This is a genomic window from Clostridium sp. CTA-6, from assembly GCF_054768115.1.
Genome location: NZ_BAAAAU010000013.1, coordinates 72127 through 95783 on the forward strand (window position 1 = coordinate 72127; position 23657 = coordinate 95783).

The window sequence follows — 23657 nt, forward strand, 5'->3', positions numbered from 1 at the left end:
TCTTACCTCCTTAAAATAAAAAAAACAGAACTATTTGCTCTGCTCTTTAATTTCTTTTTTATTCCCTTCCCTAAGTTGCACTAACATTTCTTTTAATTTTTCTGGTACTGGCACACCTGCTTTAGTAGCATTTTCTAATATACTTATCCCTTCCATGCTTGCATAGAAAAATATAACCATACTTCTAATCATGCCTTGTGCTCCAGTAGCATTATCTACAGACACCCCAACTCCAACAATTATAAGTATTATTATTTTTTTAGCCAAGCCTTTAAATCCTGCACTAGAACTTAAACTCTTGTCTTTGACTGCGCAAATTAATCCACTTATATAATCTAGAACCATAAGTAGTAATAATGTCTTTAATGCCATATCTAATCCTCCGAAGAAATAGTTTGCACAAGCTCCTACGCTTGCTATTATTGTGCTTAATATTTTATCCCATTTCATTTTTTAACCTTCCTTCTATAAAAATAGCGTACAATAATAATTGCACGCTTTAAAACTACTCCTCTATAATAAATTTAATATAGTAAATTTCTTCTTTTTCTAGTAATTTATTTTTATTGCCTATTTGTAATTTTTCAGTAATTAAAGGTATTTCTACAGGAAATTTTATTATTTTTATTATTTTTATATTCTTATTCCTTTCTAATCTCTTAATTATTTTACAGTGGGTAATGCATGTCAATACCTGATTTTTAGGCAAAGCCTCTGTTAAATTGTTTAAAGCCTTTACAAACATTTTTACATTACGTGTATTTGTAGATTTTTTTATTATATTCTTCTGTTCCTTACAAATGTTTAAAGAAATATGTGTGTGCAAAGTTAAAGTGAAATAATTATTAAGTCTATTCATCAGAATAACCTCCCATTTTACTGTTATATATAGTTGTTATTCCGTTTTAAAAAAAATTGGGAGGTTTCTAATAATTTTATTAAAAATAAAAAAGACTACAATATTTATAGTCCTTACTTTGCCTTTATATATTAAGTTAAATTATGTCGCATTAATTATCTATTGTGTCTTAATTATATTTTCTTTATCTTCTATAGTTATCCATTTTGCTTGTATAAAAATATCTAAATCTTCTTCCACATATAATCCCATTAAAAAATACTCTTTAATATAACTAAGCATTTGCATTACCTCCTAATTGTGCTATTTTTAATAATAAATCTGCATTTAATTCTTTTTGTTTATTTAGTTCTATTTGCATCTTTGCATTATCTTTCAGTAATTTTGCATTTAATTCTACTTGTAATTCTTGTGAAATTTCTTCATTAGTTTTTTCCCTTGTGTATATTTCATAAGTCTGTTCTTTGGTTTTTGGATTTATATAATGTATTGCATGCTCGTTGTCTTTTAATTCAGGTTTTGGTAAAATATCATCTACTACTACATAATTGCCATCACTAAGCATATAGTCTGGTGGTTCTACTTTATAAGTTAATCTAACTTCTGCTTTTATATCTGTTTCTTTTTTATAAAATAAATATTTCATATCTTTTACCTCCCTATTTTTTTATATATAATTCTTTTGTGATTTTACTTATTGTATTGCTTCCCCCGGTTAAATAGACATAATTTTTATCTACTACTATTGCACCTGGATTATATCCCTCGTATGTCCAAATTTCTTTACCATTTGAATCTAATTTTACTACACCTTTACTAGAACATGTAAAATAAATGCATCCTTTGTTATCAACTGCTATACTATTAATTTTATCACTTTGCTTATAATTCCAAATTTCTTTACCGCTTGGATCTAATTTTATTACATCTCCATTAGAACTTCCTAAATAAACATAACTCTTATCATCCACATCTACTACATTTGAATAATGTTCATTGTTATTCCAAATTTCTTTACCATTTGAATCTAATTTTGCTACACCTTTACTAGAGTATACAAAATAAACGTACCCGTTATTATCTATTGTTATCCTACTTTTAATGCTAATACTTTGCTTATAACTCCAAATTTCTTTACCATTTGGATCTAATTTTACTAAATCTCCAGTAGCTATTGAACAATAAACATAATAATTATTATCTACTGCTACATCTTCTATATATGGGTTTTTACCTTTACTTGTAAAACTAAATTCCCAAATTTGATTACCATTTGAATCCAATTTTCCTATTGAATAAGTACCAACATTACAATAAATATAGCCATTATTATCGACAGCTAAATTACCAACTGACGTAAGATAATTTAATTTTTTGCTCCAAATTTCTTTACCACTTGGATCTATCTTTCTTATAGTATCAAAATAATGAGAACTATAAACATACCCTTTATCATCTATATCTATATCAATAGAATTAGAATGGCTAGGATCTCCTCCGTCAAATCTCCATATTTCTGCAGATTTATTAAACAATTTAACATTTAAACCTGCTACATTAACTCTCCCTATGGCCATTTATAACACCTGCCTTACTAATTTCAAATCGCAAATTATAGATTCCTTTGGTGCTTCATCTGAATAAATCTCAACATATCCATTAAAACTTTGATTTGAACTTTTAAAATTACTAGCTTTTTCTAAATCTGAAATTTTTATATTTACATCTACTATTGTATTTTCTGTAATATCTGCATCTTGAATTTTATATTTGTATAGTTCAAGAGTGGAATCTTTAACCCATCCTATAGTTTTTATAGATATATTTCTTTTTATTATATTTAAAAATTTAATATCTTTATCATTATTTTCAACTTCTGTCGCAATTTCAGCCAATTGTTTAGTAACAGATTCAAAATTATCATCTATGCTTTTGTTAATTTCCTTTTGATTTCCACCTTTTAGATATAAAAAAGTTTTATTTGAATTAATTACTGAATGATCCCAATTTAACCTACTAACTTCAGCTGTAACATTTGCGGCATTACCTATTGCAGCATTAATTTCGTATTGCCATGAATATGGTCCTTGTGCCTCTGGTGCATAGTAATCTCCGTATTGTCCTGCCGAAACATATCCATATAGTATTTCGCCTTCATCGGGATCCTTTGCGAATAGCCCCAATTCACAAATATAAGTAGCTTCTGTAACATCTTTATTAGTTATATTACCTATTATTGTTGCACTTTTCATCTCTGGATTAGCTGTTATAGATGTTATTGGAACATCTAGTTTAGGGTCTAATAATGCTAGTAAAGTAACAGGATTTTGTGTTTCAATTAATCCTGAGCCAACTTGCATTTTAGTGAAATGTATTTCTTGGCCAGCTTGTGCTTTAGCATATAATGCCATTCCTTGATTAGTTATGGCCATATTTTTAAACAGAGCCAATTTCTTCAACTCCTTTCATTTCTATTGTACTTTTAGTTATTCCTTGTACGATAAAGTATGGATTTTGTTTAAAACTTATAAGTTCTTTAGGGTTATAACTCATGTTAATTGTTTCAGATTTAGCCATAGACACAATCATGCCTGAGTATGGCTTAAAATTTACTAAAGATTTACCTATATAATTTACTCTAACCCCTTCTGGTTTAGGTACTATGTACCCATGTTGTATTAGGTCTTGCCTAATTTGATTTACATAGCCAGTTATATAAGCATTAAAACTCATATCTTGATTGTCTTGCAACTGTAGCCCTATATCTTTAAAAATATTATCCCAAATTTCATACATCTGTGGAATTGTTCCATCCCACATATTCATAGCTACTTTTGCTTTTAATACAAGTCTATATGTTTCATCATCTAGTACTGGATCATGCCCATTTAAGGGCTGAAAAGTTAATATTCGTTGTCTCCCTATTATAGTTCCTAATATGTCCAATTGTTTCCCTATCGCATAATCCAAATCAAAATTTATATCTATACTTTTAGCAGCTAAATAAGCATGGTCTAAGATAGTTAAACTACTACTTAGCCATGCTATAAATTTGGGTTTATCTCTATGTTGAGATGTTATATTATCTATATATTTTTCGATAGCCATAACATCACCTTCTTAAATTAAATTTGCAGTTATATAGTTAATGTTTCCTCTGCAAACCTCATTAAATTTCAATTCTATATCCTCTGCTTTCTGTTCTTCTCCTACTCTTGCAGCAGTTATACCAGTTATAGAAAACATAGGGTCCATTAAGTTTGGCATAGCTTGTAATGCTGCTCCCCATAAGCTTGAAAGAGACAGGTTTGAACCTATCTCCATTGAATTTAAGTATGTTTGTAAATTTTTTTTAATAGATTCTGTTGTTTCTGTAGTATATCCGCTCAATGGTTTTATGTTTATTGTTACTTCTATGTCTATATATGTTGGCCTAAAAAATCTAATTGGTGGCCCCTCAATACCTTTTATTTTTATAGATACATCTCCATTTGTATAACATCCAATTCCTTTATGAATTCTAATAGCCTCAGCTATTTCTTCATCTTTTCCACCTTCAACTACTGCAGTAATAGAATGCGCTGGTAATCCTAATTCATCTATTTGATTAGTATCATTTTCGTATACTCTGGACCTTTTTACCTTATTAACTTGAGCTACTGCACCTCTAGTTCCTTCTAATATACTCGAACTTGCTTGTGCAGTACTCTGACCTTGTCTTTTCCTTAGTTTAGGGTCCTCTTCTACATAGACACCAAGTTCAGCATTTACTTCATTATAAACACCATTCCACCCGAATGTTGGATTATATATCTCTGTTATATCTCCTGGATTTGCCACTATTGGACCAGGTATTTGACATACTGCCATAACTTCTATTTGTCCACTTTCAGGAATGGTTATACTAGGCGGTAAATTCCATTTTATATTACCTTTGTCTGTAACTATTCCATTCTTAATAGTAGTATTTTTTACTCCACTAATAATTACCGGACATTTACTATAATCTTTTGCTTTTCTTTTTATCCCATTTATTTTTACTATGCTATCTAGTCCTACACCTATTGCGGTATTAGGTGCTCTATTATTGTAAACAGCTTGATTTATTTGAAAGGCATCATATATTTTTTCTGCTACTGTACTAATCCATTGATAATCTTGGCTATCTTCTCCAAGGTATATGTCTTGTCCATAGATTAATCTATTCTCTTCTATAAGTCTATCCCTTATATCAATGTAAGTAGGCATATGAAAACCTGTTTTATCTATAAAAGGAGCAAAATAAGCCATATAAATTCCTCCTTCTTTAATAATTCATTCCAATAAGGACATCTCCATATTGGGATATTATTACACAACTAAATGAATAGTTTCTATTTTCAATTTTACTTTCAAACTTTTTTATACTAACAACTCCTTGAGTTTTTGATATTCGTTCTTTAATTATGTTATCAACAATAATCTTATTATCCATACTTGCTGAATTACCCAATATATCCTGAAAAAGTGGTAAACCTTCTTCTTTATTTTCCCACCACTCTTCTTTAAACAGTAAAAGACGTGTCTTTACTGCTTGAGATACTGCATAAGTACCATAGGTTATATTTTGCTGTCCTTTTCCAAAAGAATAATCACCGTTTTCATCCAACATTCTATATCTCACAAGTTAACACATCCTTTCCATTAGCCTTAACCTTTGATGCATTCATATTAATTTCCCCTGGTTTAATGTCTATAGATGTAGTTCCATCTATAGTTCTTAATTGACATGTATCTGTTGAATAATTTTCTATTTTATTTGGTTGGCTCCATGTCCCTAGTATTGCAAAACCATCACTTAAATCATGGCGTCTTTTTTCTATTTGATTTTGAACATTTCCATAAGTAAACCATGCATCTATACACATGTCTGCAAATATTATTAAACATTCATCTCCTTGTTTTACTGGCATTGTAAGGCAATAATCTCCGGCTCTAGGGATAACTATAGGTACATCTAATAATAGTGGTAAGTTAATCCACTCTTTTGTAAAATCAGGTTTAGTTATATTCTCTCTCAAGGCCAATTGTACGGTTACTGTTTGCTCTTCTTTATTAAAATTTTGTATTATACCGGGGCATGCAACCCTTAATACATTTTTCCATGAATCCCCCATACTTCTGAACATTTCAGTATCAGAACCAATAATTTCATTTAAATTTCTATTTCTCATTAAATTACCCCCTAGTTTGAAACAATAGGTATTGCTCCGCCTAATTGGTCTATAGTCTCAAATTTTACATACCAATCGTTTCCTCTTGTATCTCCTATATACTCTAGTTTTATAACTCTATATATACCATCTTTATCTAAGGATCTAAACAAAGGTGGTAAAGAATCACTTGAACTACTTTCATTACCTGTACTATTTGCGCTTGGCATTGTACCATTATCGGTATCTATTAAGCATTTAGGTCTCCCAAATTCCGGGCTTCCATATAAAGCATGGTAAGCAACTTGATCTTGTGGAGCTTTTCCTTCTCTACCTCTTGCAGCATAACAATGTCCATCACCCGCATATAGAGCAATATGATGGCAAGCACTATCTTTGCCCCAGAAAACCATATCTCCTGGTTTTGCTTCTGATTGTGAAATAAATTTACCGCCTTCATTTTTTACCTCAGCATATTGATTCCAGGTTATATCTTTAACTTCTAACCCTGCTACTTTATAACAATGCTTAACAAAACTAGAACAATCCCAATATTTAATACCACCGACTGTTTGCCCCCTGTAATCTTGGCTATATTGTACGTTAGGATCATCACAAATTTGTTTTGCCTCAGCAATTATTTTGTTTCTAGTATCAGTTGAGGCACCGCCACCTTCGCCGCCTATTGCTGGCACTGAATTAGAACTACTTAAATCTATTCTTTTAGCTCTTACTAAACTGTTATCGACATGAATTAAACTATTTAATTTTATTTGTGGATTTAATAAACATTGTCCTGATATTCCAAAATCAGTTTGTTCCGGAGTGCTTATTAATCCTGACTTTGGATTTAATTCAAATATTTCATTTTTAGGTAAATCCTTTAGATTTATTAAATTCAATTGTCCATTATCCATGTAATATTGTAGATTATTACTTTTAGCAATTTGTCTTAAATAATCAGAAGACTTACCAAAGAAAACTTTCCCTCTTGTTAATTTCTGGCCTTTTAAATTATCTGATATACTTCCTAAGCTGACAGGGCTTTGGGCTTTACTTACTATATGATCTACCATACTTCTTGCAGTTTGCCCTCTCATTATAGAAAAATTAGCTACATCAAAATTAATCGCTCGATCTGAATCAAGAGCGATTATTGTTAGCTTATAGGTTGTTGCATCTTCTTTTTCCCTTATAGTCTGTAATATATCTCCATCAAAAATAAGACCGAATTGAGTCCCCTCATATCCCGCCTCTATTGTTACCCTAACCCCATTTATCATGATTGCATTCTCTGTTTGGGCATTAAGGTTATATATTACTATTTCTGATGTATTAGGTTCCATCATTATAGTTTTGCTTATATTAAAAGTACAATGTAACTTTGAAACATCTAAGGCATTACCTTTGGAATCCGAAACTGTTATTCTATACCTTCTTCCAAATAATATGTCTCCCTCTTTTTGTGAGCCTTTGACAACCTGATAATTTGTTGATTCAATATTTATTGACTGTCCAGAATTATTATCAATATTAGCACTGTTGGCACCAGAACTTCCTTTGAATTGATTGAAATATTCTTGTGCTTTATTTTGTCTTCTTTGTAAATGGGCTAAGGCTGCATTAGGCCTTTCCCAACAGAAACACATGGCTGCTGTCAGATCAGCTATACTCCCTTGACCTTTCATGAATTTATCATGTGATAAATAACCACTTTTATTAATCCACTCTAGTGAAGCACCAGTATTTCCAACATTTCCAGATAATTCAGCCCACATAAAATTCAATTGATGATTTAAGCCGGTACCATATGCTTTAAGTTTAGTTTTACGTCCAAAACTCCACTGGCATAAACCAAAACCTTCTCCACTACCTTCTTCAATTAGTTTAATATTAAATTCCGATTCAGCTTCAATATTACCCATTACTGCAGCAACACTTTGCTCTGGAAGTCCTTTTGCTCTTAAAAAAGACCATACAGTTTTTTCTACACTTATTTTGTATCACCCCAAACCAATATAAAATCTTTTCCTAAATTAAATTCATTTGGATTATCTTCCATTAAATTAGGATTTAACTTAACTATATATGCAGAACCAATATTTAAATAACTGTATTGCTCTAAGAGGTTTAAACCACATACCAAAGGAAGAGAATGAATTAAATCATGGTTATCTGAATCTTTTAAATCCATTTCCCAGCACTTTTGTTCTGTGTTATATCTTAAGAAGAAAAAAAGTTTAAGTTTTTCTCCATCTACAGGAATAGTGCTTGTAAATGTTTGATTCGGACTTGGTGTTAATGGTATTTGTACTGTCACTCTTTATCACCTTATTTCTTGTAATAAAAAAGAGCCTAGAAAATTTCTAAACTCTTTTTAGTATATTAAATTCCTATACTTGTAATATCTAATAGACTTATTTTATTTGTAGCATTATCTATTTTATAAGCATCTCCTGTTTGCATATCTACTAAGAAATCATATTGATAAGAATCTACAACTGTATCTTTTAAATTTTCATCATAGCGATATAATCTTATTCTATGATAATTACTTCCATCATAGCTATAAGTTCCTATAACTATAAATCTTAAATTAGAATTAAGTTTAACCTTAGATTTTACTGTATTTAAAGCATTTGTTTTATTTACTATACTGTTCAAGGTATCATAACTTATAGAGCCATGTAGTCCTAAAGCAAATATATTTTTTGCATTATTATTAGCCAATAAATCTGTTATATAATAACTATTTGAGCCATTTCCCACTAAAATTATAGGATTCCCATTCAACGCTGCTAAAGCTGATCCACTAAGAGCATCTGCAAAACCTTCTCCAGAAGCTAAGATTGTATTACTAAAATCCATATCATTTTTAAATGTATCTACTATATCTAAATTTCTACTATATTTATCATGTTCTCTTGCTATTCTTTTTACATTTAAAAATTTAGATGCTACATTATCACTAATTATATCTGTCCCACCTAAAATATAAGTCTTAGGTATAGTATTATTAGACACAAATTTTTTCTGTATAGAATCTAAAGTATCTTTTTGTGATAGCATTATAGGCATCTGTAATTTTCCAGCTATAGGTGCTATAGACAAAGCATCTGTATAATTATCACCTGTAGTAAGTATAATTCCATTTGATGTACCTATTTTATTTGCTACTGCTATAGAAGTTGAATATCTATTTGCTCCACATAATCTTTCTGTGTCTATTCCCATATCTTTTATTTTGCTTTCTACTGCATTACTTAGTACTCCTGTACCACCTATTATAAATGCTTTTTTTACTTCCAATCTTTTTAATTCATTTATTGTACCAGGATATAAATTACTATATCTTGGGTCTATAGCTATATTACATGATAAAATAATAGGTGCATTGTATTTTTTTGCTAATGGTGATGCTGATAAGGCATCTGCAAAGCCTTGTCCACTAACTATAATGGCATAATCTGATTTTTGCCATCCTTGTTGTACTATTTTTTCATTTGTTTCATATCTATCTTGTCCACCTAGTCTTGTAACTTGTAATCCCTCTGCTTTCGCATTAAATCCACATAATATTATAAATGTAAAAGCAAAAATAAATTCTAAAATTTTTTTCTTCATATCACATTCCCCCTATAATATCATAATACCTTAATATTACAGGAAGATAAAGTATTAATTACCTAAAAGTGACGATAATAAACTTTTATCAGCTTTAATTACCTTCTGGTCGCCTTCGTTTGTTTGCTCTGATTTATGCGGCCGTTCTGATATTTTAACAGTAGTAACACTTACAACAAATATTTGTTTTAATGTAACTGTAGCCCTTAATCCATAAGTAGTTTTACTATCATCAGTAGTTGAAATTGTCTCAACCATCATATTGTTATAAGTGCCTAACCTCGTAACTACTGTAATAGGTAGTCTTTTATGTTGTAAATCTCTAAGCTTTTTATATGCACTTACAGATCTAGAACTACCCGAGAATTGACCAGGAACAATACTAGTCATAACATCACTCATGCCTATATCAAAGGTTAGCCTTGCAGCTTCCTCATAGGCATGATCTGCTATGTCCGCCCCTGTTTGAACTGGATGCTCTGTGATGTTTAAACTAGTATCATGTTGGGTGCTAAATATAGCATCAAATATAAGACTTTCTGCGCCTGTATTAAAATAAGTCTTTAATACCTGTTCAGCCATCTAAAACACCCCCTGCAGATTCCTTGTATTTATACCCGTTAATTTTTTACCTATTGCATTAGCATTGGCATTAGGGTTGTTTCCGTAAACATTTATAGTATTGGTGTTACTTACTTTATTGTTGCTGTTAGCTGTTGTTGTATTATTAGCTACACTACTGCTATTTGTATAATTTGGAGCAACAGCTTTACTGCCTTTTATATCTTTGTTATAAACTTCTACTTTTTCTCTTACATCTGATCCTGTAAAGAATTCTTTAGTTTTATCCCAAACTCCTTTAGACCATTCCTTGATGTCCCCCCATACTTCTTTTGCTTTTTCTCTTATACCTTCAAAAACTTTTATAGCGTTATCATAATACTCGTCCCAACCATTTTCTTTTATTTTTTCTTTAAGTGATTCTTTTAAATCTCCAAATTTACTTTTGATGCTTTTCATAGCATCAAGGCCCTTTTCTTTAAAGAATCCAAACACACTTCCTATAACTGATTTTCCACCTCTTAAAAATGTAAATAAATCGTCTAGAAGTGCAATAATTAGCAATATCACTCCAACTGGTCCTGCCATTAATAAAGCAACTATCACTCCTATTAGTTTTAAAATTTTCTTTATTGGTCCTGGTATTTTTTCTATTAAGCCTATTACAAAGCCAACTATTTTAGATATTATTGAAAATATGGGCTCTAGTACTCTAAATATTAATAATAAAATTCTTAATATTATACCTATAGCAGAACCTATTACCTTAGCTATACTAGGAATTATTTTTATAAACTTATCATTGAACCTAGTTAGTTTTTGCTTAAACTCTGCCAATGGTCCAGCAACATATTTTAAAATATAATGTCCTATCCATTGGAACGCTAGTTGTCCGAATTGTTTTAACCTCTTAAATTCTAGCCCTAAGCCTTGAATAACTTTTATATTGTCCTTGAATTCTGGTGGTAGTCTTAATTGCTGAGAATCTTTTCTTAATTGATTAAATTGTTTTAAAAGAGTTGGACTTAACCACAAATCTTGCATAGTTACTCCTAATGTTTTAAGAGCACTATCTATATCTCTAGCATTTTCTTTTGTAGTCCATAACTGCCTTGATAATTTTTCATATTGTACATCTTGCTTTCCCAGTTCATTTAAAAAATTACTTATTTTTTTTATTGCTGCTACTGCTGCAACAACTGCAGCAACAACAACAGCTATACACGTTGCCCCTTTTAAAGAAAATTTTAATAGTGATTTACCTCCATTTGCAGCTAATGATTCAGCTGATGTCTCTACATTTTTTAACCCACCTATTGAGCTTTTCTTAAAATCTAATACACTTTTCTTTGATTTTGATATACTTTTTATTAAGTTCTTAAATCCACTATCTATACCACCATCATCTTTTACATTATCTTCAGGTTTTTTTATGTGATGTCCTTTAAAAGCTTGTATATTCTTTTCTTTACCTGTATATTTTTTTATATTTTTAGGTGTAGGCTTACCTTCTTTTTTACTAATGTCCATTTTGGATAAATCACTATATAGTTTCTTTACAGCTTTTATATCTTTAAGTAATCCATTAAGAGGTTTTTGTAACTCTGGAAATAGTCTTCCTATAGAACTAGATTGTCCAAATAAATTAAAAAGGCTTTTCATAGCGTCACCACTTTCTGAAAAACCTTTCTTACTATTATCATTAAACTTTTTAATTTTTTCTTCTGTTATCTGTATAGATGTTTCTGCATTTTTAGCAGAATTAGAATCTACATCAAATCCTATCCCTATAAGATAACTCTTTATAAGATCTATCGCCAATTACATCACCTCTCTTTCTACTGCTTCATTTGCTCTACGTTCATTTTCATTTTTTACTGCCATTATTTCATGTGCATCTAGTAAATCATCTAATGTATAAGTCCCATCCCAGACCTCGTGCTGTTTCCACATACCAGCTACAACGGGGCTGTATAAATAAGCATCTACATTTTTAAATTCTGCAGGGATGTAGTTAATTTCTCCGTTATTGAAGTCAAGGGGCTTCCGTCGAAAAAACCTTTCACGTTGAAAACTAGAGATTGAATAGTCAAGTTCGTTAATAATGATGTATCTAATTCAATATTCATAATTCCAAAGTTTCCATACTTATCAAGAACTTTTGCTGGTCCTGCAGGTAATATTTCTTCTACAACCCTGAGACAATTATCTTGTATATATCTAAATTCATCTTCTTGTAAATCAAAAATAGATGACATTAAATCTGTAAGATTAATATCATCTAAGCTAATATCTTCAGCATTATCTACTTTTATATTTTTAAAAATTGGAGTTAATATTTTCATTAGTTTAAATAACATAAATGAGCCTGTTCTTGCATCCATCTTATTCAATCTAAATTTACGTTCATTTATTTCAATATCTTTACATGTTTCTACCATTTATGTTCCTCCTAACTTTGTGTTATTTCAGCAGCCATTAGATTCCATGTAACCTGTTGACCCTGTGCTTGATATGACCTATCTGCTAATTTTTGTGGTGATACACCTGTGCAAGTGGCTACATCTCCTAAATTAGCAGATTTTATTGTTATAACCATCTTAGCGAATTCAGATGAGTTCGCTACATCTACGTAATTGTACCAACGTAACAAATATTTATTAAGTTCTGACGTTTGTTGCATTGTTACTGCTAATGTACCATTCTTTCCAGGTACTTTTGATATCATTACATAACCATCTGAAGCCTTATTATGTTCAGTTTTATTATCTGCCATAGCAATGGATATGCTCCCCATTCCAGCACCACTTGATGATGCAGTTCCTACACCAGGATGTATAAATGAGCAAGTAACATCCTCAAAACTATAAGTACTATACATAAAAACTCTCCTTTCTATCTATTTACAAATATTCTAATAGCTACACATTCTATTGAACCCGCTAGCTTGACTAAAATATAAATAGGTGGTGATTTTCTTGCTTCTCTATCAGTTTGTGATTGTTCATCTACGCTATCTGCTAGAATCATATATCCTCTAGGTAGTGTGTCGCCAGTTTCTATAGATAATATTGGTGCTGCTTTCCAAACACCTGGAGCAACAAAACCTATTTTTCTAGATTGTTCTAAAGGTTCAGTAATATGGTTTAAAAGATTATCCATTCCAGGATCAGTTTGTGGGATTTTTGATGAGGTTTGCAGTCCATTTAAAACTGCAGCTTGTATATTATTTGTTAAAATATCTAAATTCAAAACTTCATCAAATGGTGTACCATCTGCCATTACGCCATTCTCAAACATATGATAAACAGCACCTCTAGTAAGGTACACGTTGCAGTTATTATTTTTTAAAATTGTTATTTGTGTGCTTGTTAAATTTTCAGGTTCTACACCAACAACTGGTTTATTTCTTAATGTAGATGCAGAATTTGCAGTTTGGGTATTGGATGCCATAGCATATCCTCCAATTCCTACTGCAGCATTTTCGGTATTTGAAAATTGTCCTAATGTTCTATGAATCCCTGATTTTTTTAATGTTTCTATAACATTACCAGGCTTGTTTTCTAATACTTCACTATCATTTGTTGTGTAGAAAAAGGTACTTTCTGGACTAGCAGATTCAATATATTTAGCTATTTCTATTATTTCTTTTTTACCAATCCCGCAGACATAACCTATATACCATTCACTGTTAGCCTCTCTGCAGGCTGTCATTGCTTGTACTGCACTTTCATTCTCTTTATCCCAAACACCAATTGCTACTTTTGTTGGTTTAGGTATTTGAGAAAAATATAATTGTGCTGCAAGGTATTCAGGTTCCGTCCCTTTCCAACCATCTGCTGTCATATCACCCATTTTATTATATGTCTTAACCCTCTCCTTAGGATTTATTACAGTAGATTCTCCAACTATAAGTGCTAAATTAAAATTAGTTCTTACAGCACTAACAGGACCTAAACTTACAGCTACATCCACTATATCGCTTAAGGGTAAACTCATTTGTTATCTCCTCCTTTATCTATTAGGAATAATCCTTATATCTGCACCAGTAATACAAGGTACTTTATTTTCTCTAATAACAGCTTCATTGAAAGTGGCGGAAAAATCTGTCCTTTCCCACCATTGGCCATTATAATATTCTGGCAAACGTGTTGGCATTGGTACATCTGTTATTAAAAAAAGATTTTTTTCTTTAAATTTCTTCATATAATCATAATCAAATATTAAATGTCTAATTACATCTGCATTATCGTAGCTATTTGGACCATACAATGTCCAATTAACCTTATGAACCCTCGTATATCCTGTTCGCTTTTTAGCATATGCTTTGTTTTCTTCATCTGGATTAAATTTAATGTTCTGCTGCCTTGCCATTTTATCATCTACTGGTGTTATTCTTAAATAAATTACATCTTCATCTATAGCCCAGGATGGTGCACCTTCTGTTTGCCATGCAATCCTTACTTTACTTTGATTTTCTTCTTTTTCTAAATCAATTTCTAACATCTGACATGTTATATCATAAAAGAAGTCCTCTATCTCTTTAAGTTTTAACACTTGATCTGCCATATTAACAACTAGCCTTTCTCATAGCTATAGCTTTGTAATATCCATAATCACTGTAAAGACTTACAGAATATATTTTATATCTTTCTCCATTCCATAATAGCTCGTCCGAAGTTCCTGCATCCTTTTGTTTTGATGTATCACCTTTACGTGTAGTAAATATTTTTTGTGTGCTATAAATTGCTAATTCTCCACCGACCCTATCACCTTCAGGAATCATTCCTATATCCTTAGGCTTTGCTACGCTTATAACTCCTTGCATATTAATCTCATCTTCACTTTGAACAAATCTTCCTTTTTCCCATTTCCCTGATTTTCTAAAAATAATAAAGCTTTGAGATACTCTAGGGTCATTTATTACTCTAGATACATTAATCATTAACTATCACCTTCCTTAATTATATAAGTGATACTTTTTCTAAGCTCTCCAGAATCAATTAATGGCTTATCACTCTTTTTTCTTTTTATAGTGTCATCTGAATTCTTATGCCACTTATTTTCTGGGTTAGTAAACCAATCTCTAGCTATGTTTTGGCCTAATGTACCCACTTTTTCTAATTCAGGAGTTGAATTACTTCCATCTAAAATAGTTTCAACTGCTTTCTTCATTTGTTCTGCTATTACTTCTTTAGAGTTATCCATTGCAGGCTCAAGAACTGGCCTAGGAGGTACATTCCATAAAGGTGAACCATTTTCATGAACATATAATTCATGTGCCTTACTATAAGGCACACCTGAATCTAAATCATGTTGCATTTTCCTTCGCATTGTGGTATCTCTTACGCCATGTGTATGGATGTATAGCAGCTCTGCATTAGTAATTTTCCCATCTGGATGCTCTGTACTATCTGGAACACCCACACAAACAGTCTTTTTAGCTAAATCTTCTAAAGATTTCTTTATATCTTTTGTTAAATCATTAGTTATACTAACATTAGTAAATCCATTTAACATATAATCACGCCTTTAATGAACATACATACCGCCCTTTCCAAGCAATGTACCTATAGATATTAGTTGCTGACCATATGCACTCAAACTCCAACCATTCCACCCTTCTATGTTGGTTGTGGTAATACTATAATCTGTACTTATAGATACATCCCCAACACTTATAGAAGTGTCTAGACCTTGAGCTTTCCCAGCTTCTAGTATTCCTTTAACTCCACCATTAGCATCTGCAACTCCTTGTAAATACAAGGTGCAAAAATGTGCAATAAACAAGCACATTCCATATTTCCACTGTTTATGCCATCTACTTTCCTTAATGCAGTTATTTGCCATATCTAAGTACATTTCTAATACTATTAGTGGAACTGTATCTTTAAATTGTGGATATACCTGGTTAAAATCTTCTAAAGTAAAAGGTGGATTAGTTCCTGGTTTCATATTACCTGCACTGCCTATTAATCCATTTAATTTACTCATAATTACCTATTTGCTCTTTTCATCTTTTTTAACTTCTTCTGGCTTAACTTCTTCTGATTCATCATTACCACCTTTTCCTTTGTTTCCATTTTTACCTGTCTTCTTTAAATCCCCATTTTCAGCTGCTACCTGCTGTTCTTTACTTTCTATAACTGTTAATGTTCCATCTGATTTAGCTAATTCAAATAAAGGTGTATCTTTTACCCAACCTGGTACATCTGTCATTTCAAAATTTTTAACTTTTTTTCTCTCATCTCCATTTATAAAAAGTAATGATTTATTTGTATATATTCTCATGTTTTCCTCCTCAACAAAAAGCTTTAGCAATACACTAAAGCTTTTAATTTATTAATTTAAATTATTTTTATATACCATCTGCATATATAACACATTGATTATATAAGAACTTAACTTGTCCTATATTAGCCATATATGCAGTTAAATAAGCAACATCTGCAACACTAGGTTGTGTCATTCCTCTCATAAGTGGTACTGGTATATCAATCAATACTTTACTTTCATCATTTACATAGGCTACCATACGGTTAGTATGGTTAAGTCCAGCACCTACGCACCATCTACTAGGAACAATTACAAGTTCAACCCCTTGATTTTTAGCTATATTATTTTCTAATAAGTAAGTTAGTATAGATACATTACCAGCTTCACTAACTTTTCTAGTGGTAATGTAGGTATATTGTTGCGGACTAACTAAAATGTGATTTGGCATACCTCCCAAGTCATATTCTGAATTAGTCCATGCCTCAGTTAAGACAGTATTAATATCATCTAATATTTCATCTGGTGTTTTAGAAGACCAATCTGTTTTACCAGATTTCCCCTTAGCTACAGTAGTAATCGCAACTGATGAATTATTTACTAATCCATAAACATCCTCTTCCTCTACACCTTTATAAGTCATATAATCTATGGTTTTATTGTAGTTTAATCTAATACCATCATCTAGAATACTATCTAAACTTCTTCCTATAGATTGCATTTTCTGTTGATCTATAAAAGGTATCTTTAGTATATTAGACCAAACAAATGTCTTAAAAACATCTTTGCTTGTATTAGCTTGCATTACTGGTATATTGTTTGTTTGTCCTCTGATTAAGCCGAGGTTATTACCACCTGTGGTTGCATAATCTACAAATAGATTAGATGTATTTTCTATCCATCCACCACCGGTTTTAGCTACTATATCTCTCATCCAGGTTACGCTAGTTAATGGCTCATTTAACTTTGGATCTCTTTTTTCTAATTCTCCTGTTAGGAAAGCCATACCTGTTCCATTACTTGCTGCATCCATAGCTGATCTTGTAGTAGTTACACTTCCAAATGCATTATGCACTTGACCATTATAAGCATTTATATTTGTTGTTAATCCATTCATGTGTTGCACCTCCTATATTGTCCTAGTAAGAATTGTAACTTCTGCTACTCTATTCTTATCTAGCTTATTTGTAGCCCATTTTAAATCTGGGATTTCTATAGTATTATCTGCGTCTGCTATTGCTTCAAATTGTCCAACTTTTCCATCAGGAATTGCTGGGTTTTCTTTTATTCTTATATAGACTTTTCCGCCTGCAGTTGGAGTACCATTATTACAATTAACTGTTATACTTCCTCTGTTGAGTACATCCATAATTCCATTTGGAAGGTATGCACCCGCGGAAGAATAATAATCTATAGTTTGTTTAACTTCTCTTACTGCAATACCCACGAAATCTTTTGCTGTATTACCTTCACCAAACTTACTATAAGTATTGTCTGAATTTAAAATAACAGCTTCCCCAAACGCTACTGGAAAAGCTGTCTCTTTATCGCCTTCTATTTTACTTTGCAATTTTCTTGCTGTTATAATAGTATCTACACTTCTGGATACTGTACCTGGATAACCTAAATTTAATTCAATTCCTATTGCTGCACCTGGCATATTATTTTACCTCCTTATAATGTGGATTAAATTGTTTTTTATAATTTTCTCCTATAGCTTCTGTTTCTTTAGCCTTTTCATCTTCAACTCTTTTTCTATCCATTGCATTTTTTCTTTGAGCCTTTAATATATCAGCATAGCCATTACTACCCTTAGATGTTTTCTTTGCACTTTTGAATGCACTTAAAAGAGAATCACAAGCTTTTTTCTTTTCTGCTGGATTGCTCATGTTTGCTATTATAGGCTTCATTGCTTTAAGTGCCATAGCCATAGCTTTATTACTATCTGCATTAGGTATTGGATTCTTAGGTCTATCCTCAGGGTCAATTACTACACCATCTGGAATATCTTCATCATTAATTTCTTCTACTGGAACTGTAACAGATTCTTCTTCATCACCTACAGTATTTTCTTCACCAGCTTCTAATTTATTAATTACCTCATCTATAGCTTCTTCTGGTGCTTTTTCTTTATTTTGATTAGCTATTAATTGTCCAACTAAATTACTTAATTCTGATACTTGCTGTGTAAGTTTAGCTACCTCTGGATTATCATCTTTAGATTCTGTTTTCTCTTCCTTATTTTCTTTAATTTCTTCTATTTCCTCATCTTCTCCTGTTCCTCTTTCTTCAACTAGTTGATCTAGAGTATTGGATATTTCATCAGGCTCCGCATCTGCGGCATAATGCTTGAATCCTAATGCTGTTAGGATATTAGTTACTGGTCCCTTTTTTTGTGGTATTTTTACTTTTTTACTCACTTTCTTCTCTCCTTCCAATTTGTTGTTTTTAGAATCCTTTATAGATACACGATTACCTGCTCTTCCAGCTTCTACAACTGCTACATGATTGCCTCGTATATCTATTTGGCTATATGTTCCATCTTCATTCTCTTTGTAATCACATTCATATCCACAACTCACCTCACGTTTACCTTGGTCTACTTCATCAATTAAAACTGAATCATAAATAATAAGGTCTGCAATTAATAAGTCAGATTCTTTTTTATCTTGTCTTACATTTTGTGTAGTACCTTTTATAAATATTTTAGAATTATCAGCTGTTAGTAAGTCTGGGGGATGCTCATCTGTTACTGGCTTACCCTCAAAGCTTGCTATAGCTGTTTTACTAAATACTTCATCTGGATCTCTATACACTTTTATCAGTTCATTTTGGCTACCTTCAATTCCTAATTCCTCAGGTAAATACTCATACCATCCAGTACGAGCAATAGGCACATTATGACATATTAAAAAACCTTCTGGTGTTCTAGTCATATTAGGACTAAAACGTGATCCATAAAACGCTCTCAATCAAATCACCCCCTTTCAAAATAATCATTATATTTAATTAAAAAATCCTCCCCAAATTAATAATCCAATCACTATTCCCGTAGAGATTAAGTTTGTAAAAAAATTATATTTATCTTCCCTTGGCTGTCCATGCCTTGACATCACTATTCCTAAACTTAAAGTGGATAATATTATAAGAATTATTTGTGGCATTCCCATTGTTACTCCTCCTTTATACTTATATCAAATTAATTTAGACAAAATAAAAAAGCCTTATTGCTAAGACTTATCTTTATTGAATATCTCTAAAATTATAATCATATACTTTCAATATTTGGTCTATATAGCATTTAACTTTTCTCTTAGATACATAGTTCGTAGGCGCGGGCCTTCTTATTATTTCTTCTAATAATTTTTCTGTTTCTACAGAATTTATATATTCATTATTTTCTTTCTCTATACTTACTATAGATTTGCGTTTCAAAACTAAATCGCCAATAGTTATAAATTCGGCATCAGAATTTAATTTATTATTTATTTCTTCAACTGTGTCATATGAATAAGTTTCAAAGTCTTCTCTATTTTCTAGCTCAATATATATTTTTGTTATTATTCTTTGTATATTTTCTGAAGATGCTAAAACATTCTTACTTAAACCTAACTTTGAAATTTCCTTTCTAACGTCATCAACTCCCATATCATTTGGTGCATTTATTGTTATATTATTTACCTCATTTGGCTTGTCGTTGTTTCTTTTCTTATTAAATATTTTAAGCATATAAATCCTCCTACATTATTTCTTCAAACTGCTTTCTAGTCATTCTTACAATGGACCCATTATGATATACTTTGCATGGCCATTTAATAAAATCAAGACTTACTACCGGCTCTGGATAACATCTGCAATTATAAATGTTACCTGCGTGATAGTATCCTACAAACCTTTCATTTATAAGCTTTTCTGGACTAGGTGGATTATTCCAATTAATTAAAACACCTTCCATATGTGAATGAGAGTTTCTTACCCTTTGGTCTTCTGAGGTCCTCCATATGTACCAATTTAGTCCTATGTTTTCACATCTAGCTTCAGTTAATGCTGTTGAGGTTTTACTTACTTCTGTTCTAGCTATTAACTTGGCTTTAGATTCTAACATATATGGTACTTTCTTTTGCAAATCCTCTGCTATACTCTCTGCTCTTCTACCTTTAAAAACTTCCTTAGCCACATGCTCTGTAATATCTTTAGAAACATTTAAAGGCATACTCTTAATTAAGTATGCATTCCTTTGTATCTGTTCTTTTACAGATACACCTATAGGTCCTTTAAGTTCTTTCTTTAATGCTTCATATATTTCTTTACCTTTACTATTTTTCTTTGCTGCTTCCCTCCACGTATGCCCTGCATCTGTAAATAATTGAGTTACCATTTTCATAGCTTCTCTGTCTGCATACCGTTTGAACTCTGGACTATTTGCCACTTTTCTTAATTCTTTTATAAATTCCTCTGTTGTCTTTAATTCTTTTAATCTTCTTTGCAGTTTTTTTACTAATTGTTTAAGCCTTCTTTTATACATTACCTCTATGCGTCTTTTTGGTTTCCACAAGTCTTTAGCTGTATTCTTTTTAATCATCTTAACACCGCCCTAAATGCAGGCATAATAAAAGCACCTACTAATCTCTACTTAGTAAGTGCTTATTAATTATATTGTGCAATTATAGAATTTGCTTCTTCTTCTGAAATATGCTTAAAATCATCTTCAAAACCTATAAATGCTCCAACAGCATCATTGTTTTGCTCCCATGTTTTCCTTTGAGATGTCCAATCTTCTACTACTCCTGATTTACGTCTGACTAAATAGTTTCTATTACCAGGCAAAGTAGGTAAAACTGTCTCCATCATATATTCCCATTTCTCCATATCAATCACCCTTTCTTATAGTTTTTGATATTGTCAATATCTTTGGGTTTAGGTAATTTTGAGGATATATTTTTCATAATTTGGCTTAATTCTTTTGAACGTTCTTTACTAGTATTAACATTTCTCGCTTCTTCATATAGTGGATGTATCTTATTTTTTACATCCATACTCTCCTCTGAATGAATCTGTAGTTCAAATTTTTGACCTTCTGGAGATATAGCATTAATATGCACTCCTTTATAGTCACTAATAGTATCAAGATATTTATTATCTATTTCTATTACATCATACCCTTTTTCTGTCAGTATTTCAATAGTTTTTAAAGTATTGTTAGCTATTTTATCATGTTCACATAATTGTGTATATCTAACAATGTCGCCCATAGACTCAATTGCCTCTTTTTCTGTAAATCCTACTTTCTTTTTCCTTGCAATTTTATCCTCAACTGATGAAGCAGTTTTAACGCTAAACTCTAGTCCATACATCTTAGAGTTTAGTTCTTTAGCAATATCATTCATTACTGGTGTTATTACTTTCTCATTTTTCCTATTATTATCATATATTTTTTGTATTTCTTTACTACAATTCTTTAATATACAATCTTTTTCGGCTTCACTTCCAGAACCTCCACCTTCACCACTTCCTCCTATTTCTCCTGGCCTACCTTGGTGTCCAAAGTTGCCACTTCCTTTTCCGCCATCAGTTGCCGGCAACGTATCACCTAATGGCAAATTAAAATTTATATCATTATCATCCTCAGGCATATCTCCAGTTGAATCTGTATCATCGTCAGCATTTTCTATATCTTCATCAGTTATATTAGTAAACATTCCTGTTACTTCTCCCATTTGCCTTAATTCTTTTAAAGAAGTCTTTTGACTTATTAACCCTGAATTAAAAACATTAATTATGGAATTAGATTTTTTGTCTACTATATCAGCTAATTCTGTTTCATTTGAAGAACCTACTGGATTGCATTCATAGTCTAAGTCATCTGGGATTGCACCAAATTCACTCATAAACATTATAGGAAGCAATTTATCTAGTGCCGGATATAACTGTGATGCTTGCTTCTGTTCAATAATGTCATAGTAATTTTGCAAATCGGATTCCCCAGTAGCATTAAATCCTGCTGGACTTCTACCAAATAGTTTCGTAACTGGTATTTCAGCAGCACCAGCTACATCTAACATAAAAGATTCGTATATATCATTTAGGCCACTAAATGAATATTGATGTGTTTGAAAATCGTCATCTTTATTTAATATGTACATACCCATATTAGACATTAACCAATTTTGGGCCTGTACCGTATTATATAAATCCTTTTGTGCCTGTTCATCCCCTATAGCGAGTAATTCACCCAAATCTGTCATTTTCAGTACTCTTAGGTTAGCTAAGAACACAAGTTGCGCTATATTCCAACTTGTATTATCTCTCTTTTTTAATTCATCAAAGATTATTTCTATCTCACTTGCTCCCCATTGCTGTTCCGAATATCTTTCCCAATTCGGTAGATCTCTTCCTATAAATCTTAAGACTCTGCTATGATGAACTTTTACGGTTCCTCCTGTTTCAGTGCTCCAATCATAATATGCAGGTAATCCAAAGTCAGGGCTTCCAATATCCTCTATAATTTCTTCTGATGGAGTTAAGCCACACCACCTATCTGTAACTATCATTCCTTTAAAACTTCCAGGCATTATCATGTCATAGTCTAATGGTGTGCCTAGTATATCTTCATGTCCATCTATGATAATTACTGCACCAGCACCACCGTAAAGCCTTGCCCATTTCAAAGCTTGCAATATATCTCTTTGTACTCTCGTAGTACGCTGTAGCTTTGTGAATCTATCTAAGGCATCTGGAGTCATTTGAGAATTTATTTTTATCCAATTCTTACACATATCTTCCGGTATACAATCTATTACTTTTCTTACTATCCAATGTGACCTATAAAGACTATTCATTAATTGAAAATTCTGTGTAAGTCTAGTCATTGGATAGTCTGTACCTTCTAATAAATTTGGTGTTCCTGCACCTAATCTAGCTAATACATTGGCAAAAGCATCTGTGGTAATTCCTCTTGAAGGTTGTTTGTTTTTCTTGGATGAAGGTTTAGACTTTATCTTTGAATCCTTATTATATTTTTTCTTTTTACTCACTTTACTAAACCTCCTTTCTTGTTAAATATTTAATACCATAAAAGGCTATATACAAAAGCGAATAAAATTCCAAATGCAAATAAATGTATTATTAACTCACCTATTATCAAACTT

32 protein-coding genes are annotated in these 23657 nt (G+C 31.5%); all 32 read right to left on the minus strand.

All coding sequences use genetic code 11. The features are described from left to right. Window positions 1-30 precede the first annotated feature (30 nt). The 32 genes from ACYUDJ_RS18735 to ACYUDJ_RS18890 all read right to left on the minus strand — a co-directional run bounded on the left by ACYUDJ_RS18735 (window position 31) and on the right by ACYUDJ_RS18890 (window position 23543). Entirely contained in the window at window positions 31-450 is a 420-nt protein-coding gene (locus ACYUDJ_RS18735; RefSeq protein ID WP_460289882.1) for a phage holin family protein, read from the minus strand. Between the two features lie 55 nt (window positions 451-505). Continuing rightward, window positions 506-859: a hypothetical protein gene (locus ACYUDJ_RS18740; RefSeq protein WP_460289883.1), complete on the minus strand. Its 354-nt coding sequence runs from the start codon at window positions 857-859 to the stop codon at window positions 506-508. A 159-nt stretch (window positions 860-1018) separates the two neighbouring features. Continuing rightward, window positions 1019-1141: an XkdX family protein gene (locus ACYUDJ_RS18745; RefSeq protein WP_460289884.1), complete on the minus strand. Its 123-nt coding sequence runs from the start codon at window positions 1139-1141 to the stop codon at window positions 1019-1021. Beyond that, window positions 1134-1505 (minus strand): hypothetical protein, encoded by a 372-nt coding sequence (locus tag ACYUDJ_RS18750; RefSeq protein WP_460289885.1) that lies wholly within the window; start codon window positions 1503-1505, stop codon window positions 1134-1136. Before ACYUDJ_RS18750 ends, ACYUDJ_RS18745 begins: the two co-directional genes overlap by 8 nt. Before the next feature lie 13 nt (window positions 1506-1518). Further along, window positions 1519-2436 carry an outer membrane protein assembly factor BamB family protein gene (locus tag ACYUDJ_RS18755; protein ID WP_460289886.1) on the minus strand — a complete coding sequence of 306 codons (918 nt, stop codon included), beginning with the start codon at window positions 2434-2436 and terminating at the stop codon, window positions 1519-1521. Beyond that, window positions 2437-3309 carry a hypothetical protein gene (locus ACYUDJ_RS18760; RefSeq protein WP_460289887.1) on the minus strand — a complete coding sequence of 291 codons (873 nt, stop codon included), beginning with the start codon at window positions 3307-3309 and terminating at the stop codon, window positions 2437-2439. It abuts the gene before it with no gap. Further along, window positions 3296-3967, minus strand: coding sequence for a DUF2612 domain-containing protein (locus tag ACYUDJ_RS18765; protein WP_460289888.1), 672 nt, complete (start codon window positions 3965-3967; stop codon window positions 3296-3298). The genes ACYUDJ_RS18760 and ACYUDJ_RS18765 overlap by 14 nt, the downstream gene beginning before the upstream one ends. Before the next feature lie 12 nt (window positions 3968-3979). After that, complete coding sequence (locus ACYUDJ_RS18770; RefSeq protein WP_460289889.1) at window positions 3980-5149, minus strand: baseplate J/gp47 family protein; 1170 nt, start codon at window positions 5147-5149, stop codon at window positions 3980-3982. Window positions 5150-5165: 16 nt separating this feature from the next. Further along, on the minus strand, window positions 5166-5522 hold the full coding sequence (locus ACYUDJ_RS18775) for a hypothetical protein (RefSeq protein ID WP_265203844.1): 357 nt from the start codon (window positions 5520-5522) through the stop codon (window positions 5166-5168). Continuing rightward, window positions 5512-6072, minus strand: coding sequence for a Gp138 family membrane-puncturing spike protein (locus ACYUDJ_RS18780; protein WP_265203843.1), 561 nt, complete (start codon window positions 6070-6072; stop codon window positions 5512-5514). The genes ACYUDJ_RS18775 and ACYUDJ_RS18780 overlap by 11 nt, the downstream gene beginning before the upstream one ends. Before the next feature lie 11 nt (window positions 6073-6083). Further along, the gene (locus ACYUDJ_RS18785) at window positions 6084-8048 is read right to left on the minus strand and encodes a phage protein (protein ID WP_460289930.1); all 1965 of its coding nucleotides are present in this window, start codon (window positions 8046-8048) and stop codon (window positions 6084-6086) included. Beyond that, the gene (locus ACYUDJ_RS18790; protein ID WP_460289890.1) at window positions 8045-8371 is read right to left on the minus strand and encodes a phage baseplate plug family protein; all 327 of its coding nucleotides are present in this window, start codon (window positions 8369-8371) and stop codon (window positions 8045-8047) included. Before ACYUDJ_RS18790 ends, ACYUDJ_RS18785 begins: the two co-directional genes overlap by 4 nt. 65 nt (window positions 8372-8436) lie before the next feature. Next, a complete protein-coding gene (locus ACYUDJ_RS18795; RefSeq protein WP_163201364.1) occupies window positions 8437-9675 on the minus strand; it encodes a cell wall-binding repeat-containing protein in 1239 nt (412 codons plus the stop codon). 54 nt (window positions 9676-9729) lie between these two features. Beyond that, a complete protein-coding gene (locus ACYUDJ_RS18800; protein WP_163201363.1) occupies window positions 9730-10257 on the minus strand; it encodes a phage baseplate protein in 528 nt (175 codons plus the stop codon). Further along, window positions 10258-12057 carry a hypothetical protein gene (locus ACYUDJ_RS18805; RefSeq protein ID WP_460289891.1) on the minus strand — a complete coding sequence of 600 codons (1800 nt, stop codon included), beginning with the start codon at window positions 12055-12057 and terminating at the stop codon, window positions 10258-10260. Further along, entirely contained in the window at window positions 12058-12189 is a 132-nt protein-coding gene (locus ACYUDJ_RS18810) for a DUF6889 family protein (RefSeq protein ID WP_265203837.1), read from the minus strand. It lies immediately after the preceding gene. A 32-nt stretch (window positions 12190-12221) separates the two neighbouring features. Then, the gene (locus ACYUDJ_RS18815) at window positions 12222-12677 is read right to left on the minus strand and encodes a phage tail assembly chaperone (RefSeq protein WP_265203836.1); all 456 of its coding nucleotides are present in this window, start codon (window positions 12675-12677) and stop codon (window positions 12222-12224) included. An 11-nt stretch (window positions 12678-12688) separates the two neighbouring features. Next, window positions 12689-13117, minus strand: a complete 429-nt coding sequence (locus ACYUDJ_RS18820) for a DUF3277 family protein (protein ID WP_265203835.1) — start codon at window positions 13115-13117, stop codon at window positions 12689-12691. A 14-nt stretch (window positions 13118-13131) separates the two neighbouring features. Then, window positions 13132-14235 (minus strand): DUF3383 domain-containing protein, encoded by a 1104-nt coding sequence (locus ACYUDJ_RS18825; RefSeq protein ID WP_265203834.1) that lies wholly within the window; start codon window positions 14233-14235, stop codon window positions 13132-13134. A gap of 15 nt (window positions 14236-14250) precedes the next feature. Continuing rightward, window positions 14251-14805 carry a phage neck terminator protein gene (locus ACYUDJ_RS18830; RefSeq protein ID WP_265203833.1) on the minus strand — a complete coding sequence of 185 codons (555 nt, stop codon included), beginning with the start codon at window positions 14803-14805 and terminating at the stop codon, window positions 14251-14253. Between the two features lies 1 nt (window position 14806). After that, window positions 14807-15181, minus strand: a complete 375-nt coding sequence (locus ACYUDJ_RS18835; RefSeq protein WP_265203832.1) for a hypothetical protein — start codon at window positions 15179-15181, stop codon at window positions 14807-14809. Further along, the gene (locus ACYUDJ_RS18840) at window positions 15181-15756 is read right to left on the minus strand and encodes a phage virion morphogenesis protein (RefSeq protein WP_265203831.1); all 576 of its coding nucleotides are present in this window, start codon (window positions 15754-15756) and stop codon (window positions 15181-15183) included. The genes ACYUDJ_RS18835 and ACYUDJ_RS18840 overlap by 1 nt, the downstream gene beginning before the upstream one ends. 12 nt (window positions 15757-15768) lie before the next feature. Continuing rightward, window positions 15769-16230: a DUF4054 domain-containing protein gene (locus tag ACYUDJ_RS18845; protein WP_460289892.1), complete on the minus strand. Its 462-nt coding sequence runs from the start codon at window positions 16228-16230 to the stop codon at window positions 15769-15771. A gap of 6 nt (window positions 16231-16236) precedes the next feature. Then, window positions 16237-16527 (minus strand): hypothetical protein, encoded by a 291-nt coding sequence (locus ACYUDJ_RS18850; protein WP_460289893.1) that lies wholly within the window; start codon window positions 16525-16527, stop codon window positions 16237-16239. Window positions 16528-16594: 67 nt separating this feature from the next. Further along, complete coding sequence (locus ACYUDJ_RS18855) at window positions 16595-17626, minus strand: DUF2184 domain-containing protein (protein WP_460289894.1); 1032 nt, start codon at window positions 17624-17626, stop codon at window positions 16595-16597. Window positions 17627-17638: 12 nt separating this feature from the next. Next, a complete protein-coding gene (locus ACYUDJ_RS18860) occupies window positions 17639-18169 on the minus strand; it encodes a structural cement protein Gp24 (RefSeq protein ID WP_460289895.1) in 531 nt (176 codons plus the stop codon). Between the two features lies 1 nt (window position 18170). After that, the gene (locus tag ACYUDJ_RS18865) at window positions 18171-19481 is read right to left on the minus strand and encodes a DUF2213 domain-containing protein (protein ID WP_460289896.1); all 1311 of its coding nucleotides are present in this window, start codon (window positions 19479-19481) and stop codon (window positions 18171-18173) included. 33 nt (window positions 19482-19514) lie between these two features. Next, a complete protein-coding gene (locus ACYUDJ_RS18870) occupies window positions 19515-19679 on the minus strand; it encodes a hypothetical protein (RefSeq protein WP_460289897.1) in 165 nt (54 codons plus the stop codon). A gap of 73 nt (window positions 19680-19752) precedes the next feature. Next, entirely contained in the window at window positions 19753-20238 is a 486-nt protein-coding gene (locus ACYUDJ_RS18875) for a hypothetical protein (RefSeq protein WP_460289898.1), read from the minus strand. A gap of 10 nt (window positions 20239-20248) precedes the next feature. Continuing rightward, window positions 20249-21091: a phage head morphogenesis protein gene (locus ACYUDJ_RS18880; RefSeq protein ID WP_460289899.1), complete on the minus strand. Its 843-nt coding sequence runs from the start codon at window positions 21089-21091 to the stop codon at window positions 20249-20251. Between the two features lie 65 nt (window positions 21092-21156). After that, a complete protein-coding gene (locus ACYUDJ_RS18885) occupies window positions 21157-21378 on the minus strand; it encodes a hypothetical protein (protein WP_076045626.1) in 222 nt (73 codons plus the stop codon). Window positions 21379-21383: 5 nt separating this feature from the next. Next, complete coding sequence (locus tag ACYUDJ_RS18890) at window positions 21384-23543, minus strand: phage portal protein (RefSeq protein ID WP_265203822.1); 2160 nt, start codon at window positions 23541-23543, stop codon at window positions 21384-21386. Between the last annotated feature and the right edge of the window lie 114 nt (window positions 23544-23657).